Consider the following 18,153-nt stretch of genomic DNA (forward strand, 5'->3'; position numbering starts at 1 on the left):
TTTTGGAACGTTTTTTCCCTACACATCGTTTCCTTGAATGGAAACAAAACTTAAGAAGTTTACTCAATAGAATCCGTGAAAACAAGCGGGTTCTATTTTCATTTTTAGCTCTTGGTTTTGTTTTTTTTCTATTTGTTCTCTCTTACTATGGTTTAGAATTTTATCTGCGCAATTATCGAATTCCACTTGTGAAACTTCGCAAAGTGCTCGCAGCCACCATCAACCAAGAATTAGGGAAGGCAGTAGACATTGGGGTTCTCGATTTTTCTCTGCGGGAAGGATTGATTATCGAAGACCTTGTTGTCTCCAATGAAGAGGATTTTTCGTTTAACGACTATATGTTGAAGGTGAAAAAAGTCACCTTTCGCCTCTCTAGTTATTTTAAAGAATCTCCTACTGTCGAACGGATTGATTTTTACAGCCCACAACTGATTCTCAATGATGATCGTGGTCTACGGGATAGACTTATATCCTATGCACAAACTAGTAAACTGAAAGACATACGTTTTCATGATGCCAAACTCACTGTCAAAAAATCAGATACCACTCTTGTGGATTGGAAAGAAGGTTGGGACATTGAACTAGTTCGTAAAAACAAACGATTGTATGTACAATACAATAATGGTTGGTTTTGGGTTCCGAATACAACTCGAGTGAAAGGAGAAGGAATTTTCTCCGAATCCAATTTGGACGAATTCCAATTTGAATTTTTTTGGAAAAACTTTCCTTCCGAAGAAGCCATCCTTCTTACCAATTATTTGTTTGGTTCTCAAGTACAGTCGGCGGTTCTCACTGGGGAAGGAAAAATTTCATCAAATCCGAATACTGGATTTGTGATCGATGGCAATGTGGAATTTGAAAATTCATTTATCATTCTTCCCTTTTTTGAAAATTATTTATTAGAAGGATTTCGGTTTCGGGAAAAATTCCATTTTACTAAGGATGTAGAAGACCGTGAATTTTTTGGAAATGAATTCCAAATCAAAACCCAAGTCGCCACAGTGATGGCGAAAGAGAGTTTACTTCATAGAAAACTAGAATTTCAAATTAACGAATTAGAAGATATCTTTGAGCATATCACAGACCTCTCTGGACTTTTTCGTTTTCCATTGTTTGGTGAACTACATGGCAACGTAGAAGTAAACGAAACTGGGGATAAAAACAAATGGTTTTCTGTTGCAGGGGAAGTAAAGGGAAGTGGTTTAAAACTTGAGTCTTCTTTACTTTCCATGGAAAATGGAAAACTTCTCCTCCACTGGAAACCAAACCAAGAATGGAATTTGAATTGGGATGCTGAAATTTTTGGCAAACCATCTCACCTTGTCGGATCAGGTACCGCTGACTTTAGCCGTTCGAAAAAGATAGATGGAACGTATTATTATCCCATGTCTTCCAAAACAAAACTCAATTTTCAATCTACGGAACTCTCAGCCAATGATTGGAAACCATTGTATGAAGATTGGAAAAAAGATACCATGGAAGAGATTCGGGAACGCCAAGAAAAACTGATTCCCGAAGAGTATTTTTACCAAACCAAACTCTATAAATACTTTTTAGAATCGATGAATTTTGATTTGGGAATTCATATTACAAACTTTTTTGCTTACCAAGGATCCAAATCCCTCGGCGAATCAAAAGGTAATTTAACAGTAAAAGATGGACGGTTTAGTTTTAATTTAGGATTAGGAAATGCAGATTCCAAAGTATCCGTTGTTTCTTTTTTCGCAAGTAAAACACCTAACTTCAGTTTTAACTTACTCCTAAAAGAATATCCTTGGTCTGACCTTTGGATGAATGTTTGTGGTGCCGAATGGAAACCATCTAACGTCAGTTTGGATTATAGTTTCAATAGTATTGGTAGTGATTATTATATGTTGCATAAGGATGCAAGGACATCCTATCATTTGAAATTATGGGGAGTGACCTTAAAAGAAGGGGATTTGATCGCCAAAGGCAATATTGACCTAAATCCTTTCAAAAAACCGTTTACCATGGAATTTTCTCTCAATCGGTATTCCGATTTGGATTATCTTTCGGACGTAGTTGTGACGAGTGAATCGTTAGACTTAAAAGGGTATGGAAATAATAAAAATGGAAACTACCAAATGACTCTCTACGGACTTGTGGGAGAAACGAGAGGAAGTTTTGCCATATCAGAAGAGGAAAACAAATGTCTATTCAAATGAAACATCTCCTACTTATTATTTTTTTAGTTTTGTTCTCTTTCCAATGCAAAGAAAAAACAAATCCAGCGGATATCGCACCAAACCTAAACAACATACCTAACGTGAAGGGAGAGTGGGTTTTGGAATGGGAAAACAAATCTCACATCCTAAAATTGGACCCGGATGGTCCAAAAGTCCTTTTGGATGGAAAAGAAGGATTAGAAATGGATTTAGACTCTATGGGAATTCGGATCCGTGCAAGTGACGAAGAGTCGATCAAAGGTTATTTTTTATATGCCGACAGCAAACCCAAATCTTGGATTGGGACTTGGGAAAACCGAGTGGTGCGTTTACTCCGCAGGAAGGGATCGGAGTAGGAATTGGATTTCTTTTGCCGCTTTTTTGGAGGCATTGGTTGTTCCGAGTTCTCGTTCCTTCGCTTCACGTAAAATCCCTTTGATTTTGTTACGCAATTTCGCATTGGAAAGAATTTTCCAAGCCTCATTCACAATGTATTCTGGCCTACATTCATTTTGAGTGATTTCTCGGCAGACTTCTTGACCACTTAGGATATTGGCAAGGCCGATGTACTTGGACTTCATCAGAAGAGATCCTAAAAAATACGTAAACAAACTCACCTTATACAAAATCACCATCGGTGTTTCAAAATACAAACCTTCTAAAGTAGCTGTACCGGAAGCAATAAGAAGAAGGTCACTTGCTTCCATCACACGAAGGGAAGAATTCCAAAGATAGTGGATTTGGATATCAGGATGTGTCGCTTTCACAGCAGCAATTTTTTCTAAAAGAAAGGATTCTTCTTTTTGGTTGATGTTCGGTAATAAAAAGACAATTTTCTTTTTTTCCAACTTACACTGTTCATGGAGTAAAACAGCTGTTCCGAGAATGGGATCAATCAAACGATGAATTTCCCCTTTTCTCGAACCTGGAAGTAATCCTACCGTATACCCATGGTGTGGATCTGGGAGTTTTTCCGGGATATGGGGTTCTTTTTTTAATTTTTCTGGAATCCTTTTGGTAATGGGGTGACCCACAAATTTTGCATTCACACCGTATTCTTGGTAAATCTCTTCTTCAAATCGAAAGAGAGTTAGCATTAAAGCGATATGTTCTTTGATAAAAAAGATCCGTTTGAATTTCCATGCCCAGATTTGTGGGGAAACATAAAAGACTGTGGGAATTCCCCGTTTTTTTAGTTCTTTCGCCAAACGTAGGTTAAATCCAGGATAATCAATTAAAATGGCAAGTTGGGTTGGTCTTTGAGAGGTTTCTTCCAAAACTCGGTAAAAAACTTTTTTTAAGTAACTATACTTTTTGATCGCTTCCGAAAATCCAATGACACTGAGGTTTTCCATCTCTTCCATGGATTCGAGTCCATTTTGGATCATTCCTTCGCCTCCGATTCCATAAAAATGGTAATCGGGCTCGATTACATTGAGTTCTTGTAAGAGGTCTGCGCCAATCAGATCACCGGAGTGTTCTCCTGCGATGACTAAGATATTTTTTTTAGCACTAGAGCGATGTGATTTTTTTTTGGCTACCATTGAGGACCTTACTACCATTTTTACCGAGGACACAGAAGTTTAATTTATGTTTTGTGGCAAACTCAATCACTTCTTTTGGATTGACCACTAGAGTTTCTCCCTCTCTGATACACAAGGTTTTACATCCACTTTCCAACATCACTTGAAAGGTATGGATACCAATGGTGGGTAAGTCAAAACGTTCATCTTGTTTGGCTTTGGGGCTTTTGCAAACCACAGCATCTCCCTTCTTTTTCGTGTATTGGCCACCCCGACGAATGGTTTCATCGGTTCCTTCCACCGCTTCTACTGCAATCACAGATTCATCACTCACGACGACCATTTGTCCAATGTCGAGATCTGCCATTTTTTCTGCGTAGTCCATACCAAAGACAATGTCTTTTAATTCTTGAGAGGAGAATTTTTTAGGAGTGTAGCGACCTTCTGGGAGTAGAAGGGACTTCAAATAAATTTTTTGGGAGATGACTTTGACTCCCATCGCTTCAAACTCCTCTGCGATCGCAAGGAAAATGGGATAGTCATTACGATTGATGGTTTTGGCTAAAATCGAAAGAGCTTTTAAATCAAATTTGAGTTTTTGGAAGAGTAAGTCTTTTCTCACTTTTCCAAGCATGAGAATCCTAGAGATTTTTTCTTTTTGGATGGTTTTTAGAATTTTTCCCACTTGGGTGATGTGGAGAGGAATAGTTCTATTTTCCATTCCTCTGGGAGAAAAATCAGATTCGATGAGTCCCAAAAAAAGGGGATCCTCGCCACTAGCGAGAGCTTCCTTCATACCAATGTGGGGAAGTTCGCCGCCACCAGCGATGATTGCCAATCTACCGTTTGAAGCCAAAGGAATTCCTGTTACGTCGTTCCAGAATCACTACTGGTTGTTGTAGAAGTCGGACTATCCTTTTTGTAATCGGTTACGTAAAATCCAGATCCTTTGAATATGATTCCTGCACTCGCAGAGATTCTTCGTTCCACGGATCCTTTTTGTCCACAAAGGCATTCAGTTAGTGCATCGTCCTTCATGGATTGAACGTGTTCAAAGTCTTTTCCACATGTGTTACAATGGTAATCGTAAGTTGCCATATTCTCTCCTTTAATGAATTCCTGTTCTCACTTCAAATAATAAGACATGGTCGCGGTTTGGTTTGGAGGCCAATGGAAGGCAAATCTCCCAAGAATACTTTCCCGCTTCGAGAATGGATTCGGAAAGAGGAAAGGAACGGATGGATTGGACAAGGCCTGTATTCCTTCTCCAGAGGCTTGCGTTCCATTTGTCCCCAAGTCGATTCTCGATATGTAAGGACAGATTTTCTCGCCTTTTTTCGCCGTCGAGGACATATCGATTTTTATTTACCCAAATTGAGTTTTGATCCGCAGAGATGGAATAGGCGAGGTGTTCCAAATGGTTGTATTGCAAATGAATTTCGATAAAGGGTATGGGTGTTTCGGAATCGGGAGGTAAAAATGAAAACTCAAAGTAGTTTTTATTGCCCGAAAGTTTTTTGCAAATTCGTTCCGCACCTGAAGGTTTCCCTGAATTTCCATAAATGGGAAAACCGGTTTCACCCGAAATACGAATGGAATCACGGGGGATATAGTTTCCAAAAAAGGTTTGCGGAATTTTTTTTCCATCCCAACCTTCAAAGTCGATGCGGATTTCGTTGTCCACGGCCTTAAATCGTTTTTCAAATTCTCGGATGAGACTTTCATCCGCCAAAGTTTCCTTTAGGAATCCAGAAAAAATCCATGCTGTTTTCTGATTGTTAGGAAAGTAACAACGTTTCCAATTGCCTTCGTTTCCTGCAATTGACTCTTCTGCACTGTCTTCTTCCAAACAGATGGTTGGTTCTGGTTCACTGACTTTTCCTACTTCTTGGTTTTCCCGACCAGGACCACTTCGAAGGTTTACATTTTTTCCTCGTATGATAGCCGTTTGGTGGTAAAGATTTGTTCCTGAAGTTTGGGATAAAAAATGTAAGGTTTGTAATAGGAAACTGGTTTCGATTTCTCCAATGGGTTCAAAAGGAAATTTGAGCAAATGGGAGAGGGCATCACTGAAACTCTCTTCCATTCCCCTTGGATCTTCTAAAATCAAAAGTAGTAGGTAATGTGTAACTTCCGTTTTCGGAATGGGTTTGGCAATGGCACTGATTTTTGTAATGAGAGCTCGTTTGTAACCAATACCATGTTTTTTGAGATGAGAAAAATAGGGATCTTCCAAGTGGTAGTAGGTCCCTCTTGTTGTTTCCCATTCGATTACCTTGGTATCCTTTCGTTTTTGAAAGTATTGTAACAGGTCTTTTTCTGTGTTTTTCCCATTGAGTTGTTTCTCCAATTGGGAGAGAGACTGAGAAAGAATTGTCAGCTCCAATTCACTCGTGGGGATTTCCGATTCTTTGTATAGTTTTAAAACCTTAAGATAAGACTCTGATTGGTACAAATCATACGCTTTGTCGTCCCTTTCTCGGAAATCAACAAAGGTGTAAGTAAAAATAATAACGAGAGATAATAGAATCACAAAAGCAAAAAAAACTCGGGAGCGAATCAAAAGGAACCTCCCGGATTCGTTTGATTAAAGATTTTCAGGTAGGAGTTTGGCGCGGTCCACTCCGTATTCTTCGAATAATGCATTTTTTGCCACGTAATAACGATGTAAATTGATGTTGTAATCAACCTTGGCTCTGACGAGTGAAAGTTGGTCTTGTACCAATGTGTCCAAAGCATTTTTCACGGCAAGTGCATTGAATCTCCCTTGTTGGAAGGATCGTAACACACCATTATAATACTTTTTGGATTCTTCTTCGGTTCGTTTTGCATTTTCCATCACACGGTAAGATGCTTTTAAGATATCAATTCTTGTTTTGACATCATCCGAAACTGCCTTCACTAAATCTGCTTCTTCTAAGGCTACTTGGCGTTTTTGGATTTCTGCGTCACGAAGTCCTACTTTTACCCCTTTGTCCATGATGGGATAACTCAAATCGAGTGATCCTTGCATGATAGGGTATTGGAACGATGTCACACCATTGCGACTATCCGAATAATTGGTTTGCGGACTAATTGTATTTTGCGCTTGGTAACCATATGTTCCCGCCGCTTTCAAAGTAGGCATTGCTTCGTTTTTTGCCATCTTCATAGAAAGTTCTGCATTTTCTTTTTTACGAAGCAGGGCTCGAAAATCAGCTCTATGTTGGTAGGCATAATCGATATCAGATTGGTAATCGAGTTTTGTAGGCAAGGTTTCAGAAAGAGGAGTGGTCTTTTGGAAGATAGTATCTTCTGGAAGATTGAGAGAACGAATGAGTTTTCGTCTCGCTTCTTCTTTTTCTGCACTCGCCTGAGCCATTTGCCCTTCGACTTGCGAGAGTAGAGCATTCCATTGGTTGACCTCAAAACTTTCTGAGAGACCAAGTCCTTGTTTGCGGATGGTGAGGTCCCTTACATTCTTTGTATTTTTTAATAATTGTTCGAAGGTTTGGAAACCTGATTCTTTGACAGAGTAGTTCCAATAATCAACAAGAGTGGATACCACTTTACTTGCGACTTGGTCTTCCATTTGCTCTCGCATGATCTCTGTTTGGTTCTCAAGGATTTTTTCCATATTCCTTTCATTCGCACCAAAAGCATTTTTCAAAAGGTCTTGGGCGATGGTGACAGAAAGACTATCTGTAAAGAGAGGAGGTAATCCGAGAGCCGTAAATCCTGCCGGAGTTTGGTTTGGATTCCCAAAAGCGTTTGAGTCAAATCGTTGGGATTTGGCTTCCACTTTAAAATAAGTTCCCGTGGTGAAGATTTTTCAATCCCTGCACTATAGGTATTGGTTTGGATTTTGGTTCCCGTGAAGATATTGTTTTGGTTAAACGGGAATTTTTTTTGGTCGTATTCGGCTCTGGAAACCGCACGCCAAGAATACTTTGCTTCGTACTTCATCAAATTGGTATCAGCTTTTGCCAATTCCAATCTTGCCTGTAAAACCTCGCGATTGTTCTCAATGGCATAACGGACCGCTTCTTGTAAGCTAAGGCTAAACGCCTTATTGTCCGATTCTGCTGCCAGTAAACCTACGGAAATGAGAAGAATGATGACACTAGAAACCCATGAACGTTGTTCCATACTCTTAATTCAGACTCCTCATTTCCCCTGCAAAGTTGTTTTTTTTTAGAAACTAGCCTTTATTTTTTAAAGGCTGCCTTCATTTTTTCACCAACTTCCCCAATGTGAGCACAAATGCTGACACCAGCATCTTGCATCGCTGCGATTTTGGAAGTAGCTGTTCCCATACCACCAGAAATAATCGCACCGGCGTGGCCCATACGTTTTCCAGGAGGAGCTGTTTGGCCTGCGATAAAACCAACTACTGGTTTTTTCACATGAGCTTTGATGTAAGCGGCTGCTTCTTCTTCAGAAGTTCCACCGATCTCACCAATCATCACAATGCCTTCCGTGTCTGGGTCTTCGTTGAGAAGTCTGACTGCTTCTACGTGGTTCATCCCAGGAACTGGGTCTCCCCCGATTCCAATACAAGTCGACTGGCCAAGGCCTGCCGCTGTAAGAGAAGCAACGGATTCATAAGTTAAGGTTCCAGAACGAGAAACGATTCCAATGTTTCCTGGTGTGTGGATAAAACCTGGCATAATTCCCATTTTTACATTGTAACGTGGGTTAATCACACCTGGGCAGTTTGGTCCCACGAGTTTCGTTTTGGAATTACGTAACACACTGTACACTTTTAACATGTCGTGAGTAGGGATCCCTTCAGTGATACAAACCACGAGAGGGATCTCTGCAAAAATTCCTTCTAAGATTGCATCTGCTGCAAATGGAGGTGGAACAAAAATCACCGCAGCGTTTGCTCCATCTTCTTTCATTGCATCTTTAATGGTATTCCGAACAGGAGCCGATTTTCCGAATTCAGAAGTCCAAGTTTGACCACCTTTACCCGGTGTGACACCTGCAACTACTTTTGTACCATATTCCAACATCTGAGTTGCATGGAAGGAACCTTCTTTTCCAGTGATCCCTTGTACAACTACTCTTGTATTTTCATCAACTAATACAGCCATGTTTTTTAGTTTCCTATTTTTTGATTAGGGAGACAATTTTGTCTGCCGCGTCACGGAGTCCTTCAACTCCCACAATGTTCATACCAGATTCGTTCAGGATTTTTTTCCCTTCTTCTGCGTTGGTTCCTTTCAAACGAACCACAACTGGCACAGATACGTTTACTTTTTTGGTCGCTTCGATGATACCAACCGCAACACGGTCACATCGTACGATTCCACCAAATACGTTCACAAAAATACCTTTTACGTTTGGATCGGAAAGAATGAGTCGAAAACCATTTTCTACCGTGGTAGGGTTTGCTCCACCTCCGACGTCAAGGAAGTTTGCAGGTTCAGCACCCGCAAGTTTTACGATGTCCATAGTTGCCATCGCAAGACCGGCACCATTCACCATACAACCGATGTTTCCATCTAACTTCACGTAGTTGAGGTTGTATTCTTTGGCTTTTACTTCGTAAGGATCTTCTTCTGTAATATCACGGAGAGCTTCGTTGTCTGGGTGACGGTAAAGAGCGTTTTCATCCAAGTCCATCTTGCAGTCACCGGCAATGATTTCGTTTTGTTTAGTTAGGATGAGTGGGTTGATCTCAAGGAGAGCCGCATCTTCTTTGATGTACGCATTGTACACAGAGTTTACAAGAGCAGTGAAGGATTTTTGCGCTTCCGCTGGAATGCCTAAAGCAAATGCAAGTTCTCTGACTTGGGATCCTTGGATTCCAATTCCTGGATCGATTTGGATTTTGATGATTTTTTCGGGGTGGGTTTCTGCCACTTCCTCAATTTCCATACCACCTTCGGTAGAAGCCATGATGATGGTTTTGCGAATGGCACGGTCAAGTAGGATGGAAAGGTAGTATTCCTTTGCAATTTCAAGACCTTGTTCTAGGTAAACTTTTAGGACTTTTTTTCCTTCTGGACCAGTTTGTGGAGTGATGAGTTGCATTCCGAGGATTTTCTCAGCTGCTGCTTTGGCATCGTCTTTTGTTTTGGCAACTTTGACTCCGCCACCTTTTCCGCGTCCACCTGCGTGGATTTGGGCTTTTACCACCACTACTGGTGATTTTTGGACAACTTCGTTATATGCCTTTTCGAAATCACCGACAGTGTCGATGACCTTTCCGAATGGAACGTTGGCATTGTGTCTACGTAGGATTTCTTTGGCCTGGTATTCGTGGACTTTCATGGATTTCCTTATGTCATTGGTACGTCCGAAAGCTCTCGCTAACGGATCACTAGGGTAAGCCTCAAGGGTTGGGGGAGATTGTCAAGACGGATTGAAAGGAAGTCCACAAAGAGAGTCACTTCTCTGTGAAAAGAGAGAGGATTCGAATCCTAGTTTAGGGATTTAGGCTCTCAAACTTTCCTCTGGATTTTTCGGTAGGAGAACACGGAAGACGGAACCTTTCCCTTCCTCACTCGTCACAAGGATGGAACCACCGAGCACTTCCACTTGTGATTTGGTGATAAAAAGACCGATCCCTCTCGCGTCTTCATTCCTGTGAAAGGTTTTGAACATTCCAAATATTTTGTTCCCATGTTTTTGCAAATTGATCCCAAGGCCATTGTCTTCCACGGTAATGATGATTTGATCGTTTGTCTCTTCGGCAACGACCTTAATGTACGCACCTTGTTTTAAGCGGACATATTTGACTGCATTTGACAAAAGGTTGAGTAATATGCTCTCTAAATAAGCAGGGATGGTTTTGAGTTTGATCCCCCCGGGGATGACCACTTCCATTTGTATGTTTCTCGATTCAATAGATCCTTTTAAAATCGATAGAGTTTTTTCTACTTCTTGTTCCAGGGAACAAACTTCCATGGGTTTGTTTAACATTTGGTTGATCGAGATGATATCGTTTAAATGGGAGATGGTTTCTTCCAGTTGAACGGAAGATGCATGTAACATCTCTACAATTTTGGTTTTGTCATCTTCCGACTTTGAGTCTTCTAATAATTGGACAAGAGAGGTGAAATTGGAGGAGTGTTGACGGATATTATGAGAGACAATATAGGCAAAGTTTTGCAAACGATTGTTTTGGATTCCAGTGAAGTGTAACATTCGTTTTGTGTTGTCGAGTGCTTCAATTTCTTCTGTGATGTCAAAACGAATCGATAAAAAGGATTCAATTTCATTGTTTGCATTGTACAAGGGATGGATAAAGGATTGTAACCAAAAGTAGTTTCCCTCTTTTGCTTTGTTTTTAATGACTCCTTCCCAGGTTTTTCCCGATAAAATTTGAGACCATAAGTCTTTCCAAAATTGTTTCGAATGATATTCTGCATTGAGGATTTTATGATCAGAACCAACAATTTCTTCTTCTGTGTATCCACATTTCTGTAAAAATTTGGAATTCACTCGAGTGATGATTCCTTCTATGTTTGTCACACTGACAATGGCTGACTTTTCTATGGCGTCCAAAATGGATGTTAATTTTCTGTTTTGGAGTTGGATTGTATTTTGGGTATTTTTAAGTTCGGTGATATCTAAAAAACTGGCGGTTGCTCCTTCTAATTTTCCATGTTCATCAAAGAGAGGTGTTGCATTTACATTTAACCATTTGATGTGACCATCTTCGGATAAAATCCCATGTTCACAATTGTAAACGGTTTCTTGTTTTCCTAAAGCAATCGCGAGAGGAAGGTTTTCTAAGGGGAAGGGGTCACCGTTTTTATCAATTTGTTTCCATTCTCTGGAGCTATAATATCGATTTTCAATGGTCTCTAATTCTAAATCTAAAATTTTCGCAGCGCTGTCATTTGCATACAGGATTTGACCATCTGAATTCACAACAACCACACCATTGATCATTGTTTTCAAAAAACGATCGAGTTTTGTTTCTTTTTGTTTGAGAATTTTTTCTGCTAACATTACATCGGTTAACTCTTCTAAGGTGATCGTGTAATGAGTTTTATCCAAACGATATAATTTGAAAAGAAAAGGTTGTTTTTGAATGCCAAAGGAATGAAAAATATCTTTTTCAATGACTTCTTCTAAATTGGTAGATTGATCCCAAGATTCGATTACAGGGATCATTTCCTCGGAATCAAATAAAAATGGGAAAAGGGAACCCACCGATTGGGATGAAGAAATTTTACTGGAACCAAAGAGGAGTTCCTTTGCTTTTTGGTTGGCAAAGAGTAATTTGTTTTCTCGATCGAATTGTTCGTGTTTGGATTCGAATAAATATAAGGAATAGGTGAGTTGATTGGCGTAAGTATAAAAAAAGTCAGTTTGCTTGTTTAGAATTTCGTTCATGGGAAATGAATAAAGCAAAAAACCACACCAATGGCATGACGCAAAGCCTGAACCATCCGACGATAGATTTGGAAGGGATTCCTTCTTAAGATTAATTAAAATTTATTCCAATACGGGGAAAGTTTGATCGAATCGCAAAAACTTCCATTGGAATGAGTGTCGAGAAGGTCAAAACGATTCACATTGTGAGGAGAGAGGTAAATCTCACCACCCCGTCCAATGGCTCCCCCACGGTAAGAGTTGGTGGCAGGGTTTGCCATGAGAATGGAAAGTTGGTCATTTCTCGTATCGATGGATGCGAAATTCGCATAATTGTAAGGGATTAGATAAATTTTACCATTCGGAGAGAGGATAGCGCCATTGAACATCCCCGTGGTGGACGCAGGGATATTGCCTAAACTAGTCAATGTATCATTGTTTTTGGTATCAAGGACATACAAAGTCGCAGCATTATAAGGGATGATATAAATTTTTCCATTCGGTGCATAAACACCTGAGAAATAACCTCCAGATCCTCCAATTGCAGAAGGATGTACGGTAACCGAATCATCTTTTGTATCTAAAATATGAATGTTTGTGGCATCATGTGGGATGAAATAAATTTTCCCTTCCGGTGTTAAGACAGCATTGGAAAAAATTCCACCGGATACGGGAGTGGACACTTGGCCAATGGTTTTGGTATTCAAATCATAATAACGAATGATGGATTCATTCCCAGGGGTAAAATATATTTTTCCATTGGGTGCAAAGATTCCACCGTTATAGGATGCTCCTCCCATCGTGACATTGCCAATTGTCGTCATACTTTCGTTAGCTGTATTGAATTCAAAAAAGTCGTTGTTTTGATGAGGCGCAAGGTAAATTTTCCCTTGGGGTCCAAGGATTCCACCAATGAAATCCACGAGACCTGGCACAGAGGTTGAGAGGGCATACGAACGATTGTTAGGATCAATGGAAACAATATTAGGAGAATTATAAGGAAGTAAGTACACCTTTCCATTCGGAGCACTGAGCGCACTTTGAAACGCAGGATAACCCGAACTAATAGCAGCAGAAACAGAATCAGGTGAATACTGGACAAGAGTTTCTGGCCCACTGGAACCAAGGGCAAACTGACTCTCTACTTCTTTTTTGACATCTTCCCAGTTTTCTGGTAGGTGAGTTACGTCATAACTTCTTCCACATATTGGAGAATTTGGAATCGTAAGTTTGTAACCACAATGGGAACTTTTATCCTCCGTTGTGAGCCGAAAGAGAAGTTCATTCAAAAAAACATCGGAATCGGCATCACAGAAATTGGAAACATTCCTTGGGGAACAATTGGATAAGGATAAAAAGAGGATGATGGCGATAGAAGCACGAAACATAGATGTTCTGAAAATGACGTTACTGGTTACCCAAGGAAATTCGCAATCAAGTTTAGAAAAATCCCCAAAGAATTCTGATCAGGAATTGTCCGTAGCGAATTGACTGACTCAATTCGTTTTATGAAAGTTATACGAAAGAAATAGGGTCTACAGGGAAATCGTTTGCCTAAACTAGATCATTAAATCGGCCTTTTTAAAATTTTTCTTCCATTCGCATTGATATTAGGAAAAAAATTGGGATCCCTGTTTGGATCGGTGAGTAAAAGTTTCACATCGCGTATCCGTTCATAACACTCTTTCATAAAAAGTTGGTGGCCACAGCCAAGCAAATGATACCCTTCATGGATTAGAGTTGACTTAGGACTTGTAGATAACAACTGTAAAGTGGAAATGTATTTGGCTTTGATATATCCTTTGGTATTGGTATACGTCTCAACAGCACCTTGGATTTCTAATTTCACACCAACTCCTACAAATAGACCCAAGGTAAAGACTTCATAAACAATATCCCCCCAAGTCCTTCCTTTTAAATACAAAAGCCGATCACAAAATTCTGGCATTTGTTTGTTTCGCAAATACTCGATGATGTCCGACCCATAAAAACCAGGACGTTCCATGATACCAAGGGGAATGGATTGGGTTTTGATTCGGTAAAGAGATAGTTCTTCGTTCCAGGCTTCAAATAAGGAATGGATTTCTTCGGGATCAATCCCTGGTTCTGTAATGACACAAACACGAACCGTTGCTTCTTCCCCAAAAGACATAGATTCACGAACAGAAGTTTGGTGGAATCCAATTGTGGTGCAGTGAAAGAGAAAGAGAAGAAGTGATGGATAGAGTTTGAACATGACTGAAACGAATTCTATGTTTCTTTTGATCCTTCGTTTGCCAAACCTTAAAAATCGGAGACACAACGAGTGTAATTATCACTGACATTGTTCTTGGCATCAGGTCCACCGCCAGCGTCTCCAAAATTGACAACAAAGGCTGTGGGGGAGTTGAGCGTGCCTGTGGTCGAAGTCCAATAATTTCTCACTGTGGAAGGAGGGGCGTTCACGGCTGTATTGGGAAAAAAAATGGGATCGAAAGCAGGTTTGCCATAGGTAAGGTAAAAATCGAGTAAACTTCTGAGTTCATTGGCGTTCGGTAGTCTCCAAGTTTTCCCAGCCAAATTTAAATTTTGGCAATAGTTGATGGCAGTTGCCCAATCGGTGATTTGATTGGTTCCACCCGAACAGGTTGTAAAGTTGGTTTGACCCGCATGGCATTTTTGCCAAACGAGGGAAGTGTCCAAATCCAGAATGGTTCCGTCTTGGTTGTCTTGCCCAGGAACACTGGAGCATATGGCTGGGTTACTCACAAAACTCAGACGATTTCCATCGGTTGTAAACGACTCCACAAAAAACACTCCATTGGCTTTTGGGAGGAGTGCGGGACAACCGAGGACTAAATTGACACAAAGGAAACTTAATAGTAAATAATTTCTTTCTCGTGTCATAAAATCGATGCTAGATGGAGTTTTTCAATCAAACCAACTAGGAAGGAATTTCGACAACAATATTCTTTCGGAACGATTCAATTTGAGATTTCAATTGGTCGATTCGTTTTGTATCCGAAGGAATCAGCGATGTTAAATGTAAGGTCTTCTCTGCTTTAGGCAAATTGCCTATTAAAAGATACAATTGTGCAAGTTGGATCAGATTGGAAAGATGGCCTGGGTTCCGCAGTCGTATTCTTTCCCCCATATCGATCGCCTTTCCATATTCTTTGGTTTGTTTGTAGGTAAACGATGCCAAATAAATGAGATCTGTATCGCCTGGGTATTCTTCGATGTATGTATTTAATTTTTCTGCTGCCAATTGGTAATCTTTCATACGCACGAGCAAACGAATGAGGGCACGTTTGATTTCTCTGTTTTCGGGGTTGATCCGATTGGCTTCGAGAAGACTGATTTTCGCTTCTTCCAATTGTTCGGATTTGATTTGTGTTTTTGCTTTCCGCATTAGTTCATAGGATTCTTTGCGGATGGCTCGAGGAGGTAAGTGACTATTCTCTTTAAAACCAATTCGCATGAGGCTTAAGTCGTCTGTCAGTTCCCCCATAGTCAAAATGGATTGGTAAATGGATTTTAAATCTCCATCCCCTCGTTCGACATGCCGTAAAAATAATTCTTCATCATGATTGATTTTACGAGCCGTTGTTTCGGTAACAAACTCGATGTCATCCCGACCGTCGGAACCGAGAATCAAAACATCTCCAGGCAATAATTGTAAGGTGGAGATTTCGAGTGATTTTTCAGAAAAAGGAGTTCCGAGTTTGCGTAAGTCCGAATTGTTTTTAATAAACTCAGCGGTTCCTTTGCGATACAAAACAGACCAAGGGTGTTCTGCATTTAAGTAATACATTAGACCCGTTTCATCATCAATGAGTCCCATTACCATGGAAACTAACATAGAACAGTCGAAACTTTCAAAAATATGATGGAGTTCTTGGTAAGCATTTTTGATCCATCGTTCTGCATACAAAAGTTTTACCGCTTCCACAGCATTGGATCTTTCTAAGATGGATTGAACTGCCGCACCAAGGACAAGGACTCCGCCAGCACCTTGTAATGATTTTCCCATGGCATCTGCATTCAGAAAAAATGTATAATCTTTCCCACGTAATGTGATGGTGCGCGTGATACAAATATCACCACCGATTTCATTTTCTCTTCCATGGAACAAAAAGGTTTTCTTTTGTTTGATTAAAAAATCAGTTTTGACATGAGATCCAATGGTTTTGTTTAAACTGAGAGGTTTGATGAGTAAGGAGGTTAAAAAATAATCTCCATCTTGTTGTTTTTTCAGTGTTTCTAATGTTTCCAAACTGTTTCTCAGTTCTGCGGTTTTTGCTTCGACTAGTTCTTGGAGATTCTCTCTGATTTTTCCAACTTCCCTGGTTGCCTTTTCATAATTCTCTGCAAACAAAATGAATTCTTTGTCTATGGAAAGAATGGGAAGGGCACCACTTCCACCAGTGGCAAGGCTATTGGCAGACTCATTGATTTGTTCTAAGGTTAAGTTGATGGATTGGAAAAACATATAAATTAAAATCACTGCTTCGATAAACGTCATGGTGATAAAGGCAGTAATTTTGAGTAAACTGGCGTTCCCAAAAGAGATAAAGACAGACAATACACTGAGAGAAAGTAAAATGAGGATGAGTAAAAAGATAAACTTTCCTTTTAAACTGAGGATTCCAAAATTTTTGTGAACACTCACATCACGATAGGCCAAAATCTTTTTGATCTCCACTCGTTTGGAACCTGTGGCATAATCGGAAATGATATATGAGAATCCGCCATAAACAAAAACAGCAGAAAGCCAACCGATAAAAATGAGTAATAGTTCGTAGAGTGGATATTGAAACACAAGATAGGTGATGGATACGGAAACAAAAACTAGGATGGCGTATCGAATGGCCGCATACATATTTTCTTTCGGAAGGTGGATGAGAGTGTTTAAATTGTTTTCTAGTTCTAAGATATCTTTGTGACGGATGGTTTCATTTCGTTTGAGAAACAGATTTAATTTGCGTAAGTCTTGGCGAAGTCCTCCATACCCAAGAGGAGTGAGGATTCCAAACTCAATGCTATGCCCAATGGCAGCAAATAACGTTGCGAAAACAAAAACGTTCACTATCTCGGGGTGGTTCGCAATTGTAAAATCGGGGATGAGGGCTGAGCCAAAGAAGTAAGCGTAAAAAGCCCCAAAAAATGCCCCTTGTAAGGAGAAGAACACAATCGCAAAACTATAAGAAATGGATTTGTGTAAAAATTTGAAAATTTGATCAAAGATTTGACTCATTTCATCCCCAGGGAATCCAAATACTAAAGAAACTGAAGACTTGAGTAAAGATATTTTCTACCTAAGCTTTGAAAAAAGTTAGATATCATATTAAAAAAAACTTTCATCTGGAATCACAACCGTTAGTTTTCGCCAATGGAATTAAAAAATAAAAGAATCGTAGTTACTGGTGCAGCTTCTGGAATCGGCAAAGAAACCGTATTGCAGATGTTAAAGCATGAGAATGTGAAAATTTTGGCATGTGACTTAAATGAAAAAAATGTAATTTCTCATCCGAACGTAATTCCTTATAAATGTGATGTATCCAAACCAGAATCCATAGATAAACTGATGAAGGACGCTGACAAAAAATTAGGTGGGATTGATATCTTTTTTGCCAATGCCGGTTTCGCCTATTACGAAGTCATCCAAGAACCCAGTTGGGAACGAATTGATCGGATCTTTCGCACCAATGTGTTTTCCCCTTTTTATACTGTGATCACATTAAACCGCAAACGAAAAGATCCTTGTTTATTTATCGTGACTGCTTCTGCGATGAGCCACTTGCCATTACCAGGATACGCGTTGTACTCTTCGACGAAGGCGGCCGTAAGGTCCTTTTTAGATGCCTACCAATGTGAACTAAAGCCCGGAAACCGGACAATGATCGTTTATCCCATTGCCACTCGGACAAAATTTTTTGACTCAGCTGGAAAACAGGTTCCCGTTCCGTTCCCAAGTCAAACCCCAGAGACCGTGGCAAGACAAATTGTGAAGGGAATTTTGAATGACAGAAAGGAAGTATTTCCGTCTTTTCTTTTCCGTTTCATCCAATTTCTGGATAGATTCCTGTTTTTCCCGCTAAAAGTTTACCAAAAGATAGAAGCAATAAAATTGAAATCGCATAAATCTTAAG

General features: G+C 39.9%; 14 protein-coding genes and 1 pseudogene. 3 read left to right on the forward strand and 12 right to left on the reverse strand.

The window, feature by feature from the left end; genetic code table 11:
- Nucleotides 1–2 precede the first annotated feature (2 nt).
- Together EHQ59_RS17535 and EHQ59_RS17540 are read left to right on the forward strand one after the other, a co-directional pair.
- Complete coding sequence (locus EHQ59_RS17535) at nt 3–2,186, forward strand: LIC_12586 family protein (protein ID WP_135621252.1); 2,184 nt, start codon at nt 3–5, stop codon at nt 2,184–2,186.
- Nucleotides 2,171–2,542: a hypothetical protein gene (locus EHQ59_RS17540; RefSeq protein ID WP_244245610.1), complete on the forward strand. Its 372-nt coding sequence runs from the start codon at nt 2,171–2,173 to the stop codon at nt 2,540–2,542. The genes EHQ59_RS17535 and EHQ59_RS17540 overlap by 16 nt, the downstream gene beginning before the upstream one ends.
- Here EHQ59_RS17540 and lpxB read toward each other — a convergent pair.
- From lpxB to EHQ59_RS17600, 12 genes and pseudogenes are all read right to left on the reverse strand, one after another.
- On the reverse strand, nt 2,516–3,730 hold the full coding sequence (lpxB, locus tag EHQ59_RS17545) for a lipid-A-disaccharide synthase (protein WP_135621253.1): 1,215 nt from the start codon (nt 3,728–3,730) through the stop codon (nt 2,516–2,518). The genes EHQ59_RS17540 and lpxB overlap by 27 nt on opposite strands.
- Nucleotides 3,699–4,565 carry an LpxI family protein gene (locus tag EHQ59_RS17550; RefSeq protein ID WP_135621254.1) on the reverse strand — a complete coding sequence of 289 codons (867 nt, stop codon included), beginning with the start codon at nt 4,563–4,565 and terminating at the stop codon, nt 3,699–3,701. Before EHQ59_RS17550 ends, lpxB begins: the two co-directional genes overlap by 32 nt.
- Nucleotides 4,566–4,576: 11 nt before the next feature.
- Nucleotides 4,577–4,807, reverse strand: a complete 231-nt coding sequence (locus EHQ59_RS17555; RefSeq protein WP_135621255.1) for an FmdB family zinc ribbon protein — start codon at nt 4,805–4,807, stop codon at nt 4,577–4,579.
- 10 nt (nt 4,808–4,817) lie between these two features.
- The gene (locus EHQ59_RS17560) at nt 4,818–6,272 is read right to left on the reverse strand and encodes an SH3 domain-containing protein (protein WP_135621256.1); all 1,455 of its coding nucleotides are present in this window, start codon (nt 6,270–6,272) and stop codon (nt 4,818–4,820) included.
- A gap of 24 nt (nt 6,273–6,296) precedes the next feature.
- Nucleotides 6,297–7,837 (reverse strand): annotated as a pseudogene (locus tag EHQ59_RS17565) (TolC family protein).
- Nucleotides 7,838–7,896: 59 nt separating this feature from the next.
- Complete coding sequence (sucD, locus tag EHQ59_RS17570; RefSeq protein ID WP_012389029.1) at nt 7,897–8,787, reverse strand: succinate--CoA ligase subunit alpha; 891 nt, start codon at nt 8,785–8,787, stop codon at nt 7,897–7,899.
- A gap of 13 nt (nt 8,788–8,800) precedes the next feature.
- Nucleotides 8,801–9,970 carry an ADP-forming succinate--CoA ligase subunit beta gene (gene sucC / locus EHQ59_RS17575; RefSeq protein ID WP_135621257.1) on the reverse strand — a complete coding sequence of 390 codons (1,170 nt, stop codon included), beginning with the start codon at nt 9,968–9,970 and terminating at the stop codon, nt 8,801–8,803.
- Between the two features lie 162 nt (nt 9,971–10,132).
- On the reverse strand, nt 10,133–12,043 hold the full coding sequence (locus EHQ59_RS17580) for a PAS domain-containing sensor histidine kinase (protein ID WP_135621258.1): 1,911 nt from the start codon (nt 12,041–12,043) through the stop codon (nt 10,133–10,135).
- 95 nt (nt 12,044–12,138) lie between these two features.
- Nucleotides 12,139–13,410, reverse strand: coding sequence for an NHL repeat-containing protein (locus EHQ59_RS17585; protein WP_135621259.1), 1,272 nt, complete (start codon nt 13,408–13,410; stop codon nt 12,139–12,141).
- A 179-nt stretch (nt 13,411–13,589) separates the two neighbouring features.
- The gene (locus EHQ59_RS17590; RefSeq protein WP_135621260.1) at nt 13,590–14,258 is read right to left on the reverse strand and encodes a hypothetical protein; all 669 of its coding nucleotides are present in this window, start codon (nt 14,256–14,258) and stop codon (nt 13,590–13,592) included.
- 47 nt (nt 14,259–14,305) lie between these two features.
- Nucleotides 14,306–14,908, reverse strand: a complete 603-nt coding sequence (locus EHQ59_RS17595; RefSeq protein ID WP_135621261.1) for an Lcl C-terminal domain-containing protein — start codon at nt 14,906–14,908, stop codon at nt 14,306–14,308.
- 37 nt (nt 14,909–14,945) lie between these two features.
- Nucleotides 14,946–17,258, reverse strand: coding sequence for a SpoIIE family protein phosphatase (locus EHQ59_RS17600; RefSeq protein ID WP_135621262.1), 2,313 nt, complete (start codon nt 17,256–17,258; stop codon nt 14,946–14,948).
- 135 nt (nt 17,259–17,393) lie between these two features.
- Between EHQ59_RS17600 and EHQ59_RS17605 the strand changes: the two genes are divergently transcribed.
- On the forward strand, nt 17,394–18,152 hold the full coding sequence (locus EHQ59_RS17605; RefSeq protein ID WP_135621263.1) for an SDR family NAD(P)-dependent oxidoreductase: 759 nt from the start codon (nt 17,394–17,396) through the stop codon (nt 18,150–18,152).
- Nucleotide 18,153 lies beyond the last annotated feature (1 nt).

The organism is Leptospira kemamanensis (assembly GCF_004769665.1).
In the GTDB taxonomy this organism is placed as follows: Bacteria; Spirochaetota; Leptospiria; order Leptospirales; family Leptospiraceae; genus Leptospira_A; species Leptospira_A kemamanensis.

Coding starts and splice junctions, on each gene's coding strand:
- EHQ59_RS17555 (WP_135621255.1), bottom strand. CDS start 4,807: ATGGCAACTTACGATTACCATTGTAACACATGTGGAAAAGACTTTGAA.
- EHQ59_RS17600 (WP_135621262.1), bottom strand. CDS start 17,258: ATGAGTCAAATCTTTGATCAAATTTTCAAATTTTTACACAAATCCATT.
- sucC (WP_135621257.1), bottom strand. CDS start 9,970: ATGAAAGTCCACGAATACCAGGCCAAAGAAATCCTACGTAGACACAAT.
- EHQ59_RS17590 (WP_135621260.1), bottom strand. CDS start 14,258: ATGTTCAAACTCTATCCATCACTTCTTCTCTTTCTCTTTCACTGCACC.
- EHQ59_RS17580 (WP_135621258.1), bottom strand. CDS start 12,043: ATGAACGAAATTCTAAACAAGCAAACTGACTTTTTTTATACTTACGCC.
- EHQ59_RS17595 (WP_135621261.1), bottom strand. CDS start 14,908: ATGACACGAGAAAGAAATTATTTACTATTAAGTTTCCTTTGTGTCAAT.
- EHQ59_RS17585 (WP_135621259.1), bottom strand. CDS start 13,410: ATGTTTCGTGCTTCTATCGCCATCATCCTCTTTTTATCCTTATCCAAT.
- lpxB (WP_135621253.1), bottom strand. CDS start 3,730: ATGGTAGCCAAAAAAAAATCACATCGCTCTAGTGCTAAAAAAAATATC.
- sucD (WP_012389029.1), bottom strand. CDS start 8,787: ATGGCTGTATTAGTTGATGAAAATACAAGAGTAGTTGTACAAGGGATC.
- EHQ59_RS17605 (WP_135621263.1), top strand. CDS start 17,394: ATGGAATTAAAAAATAAAAGAATCGTAGTTACTGGTGCAGCTTCTGGA.
- EHQ59_RS17540 (WP_244245610.1), top strand. CDS start 2,171: ATGTCTATTCAAATGAAACATCTCCTACTTATTATTTTTTTAGTTTTG.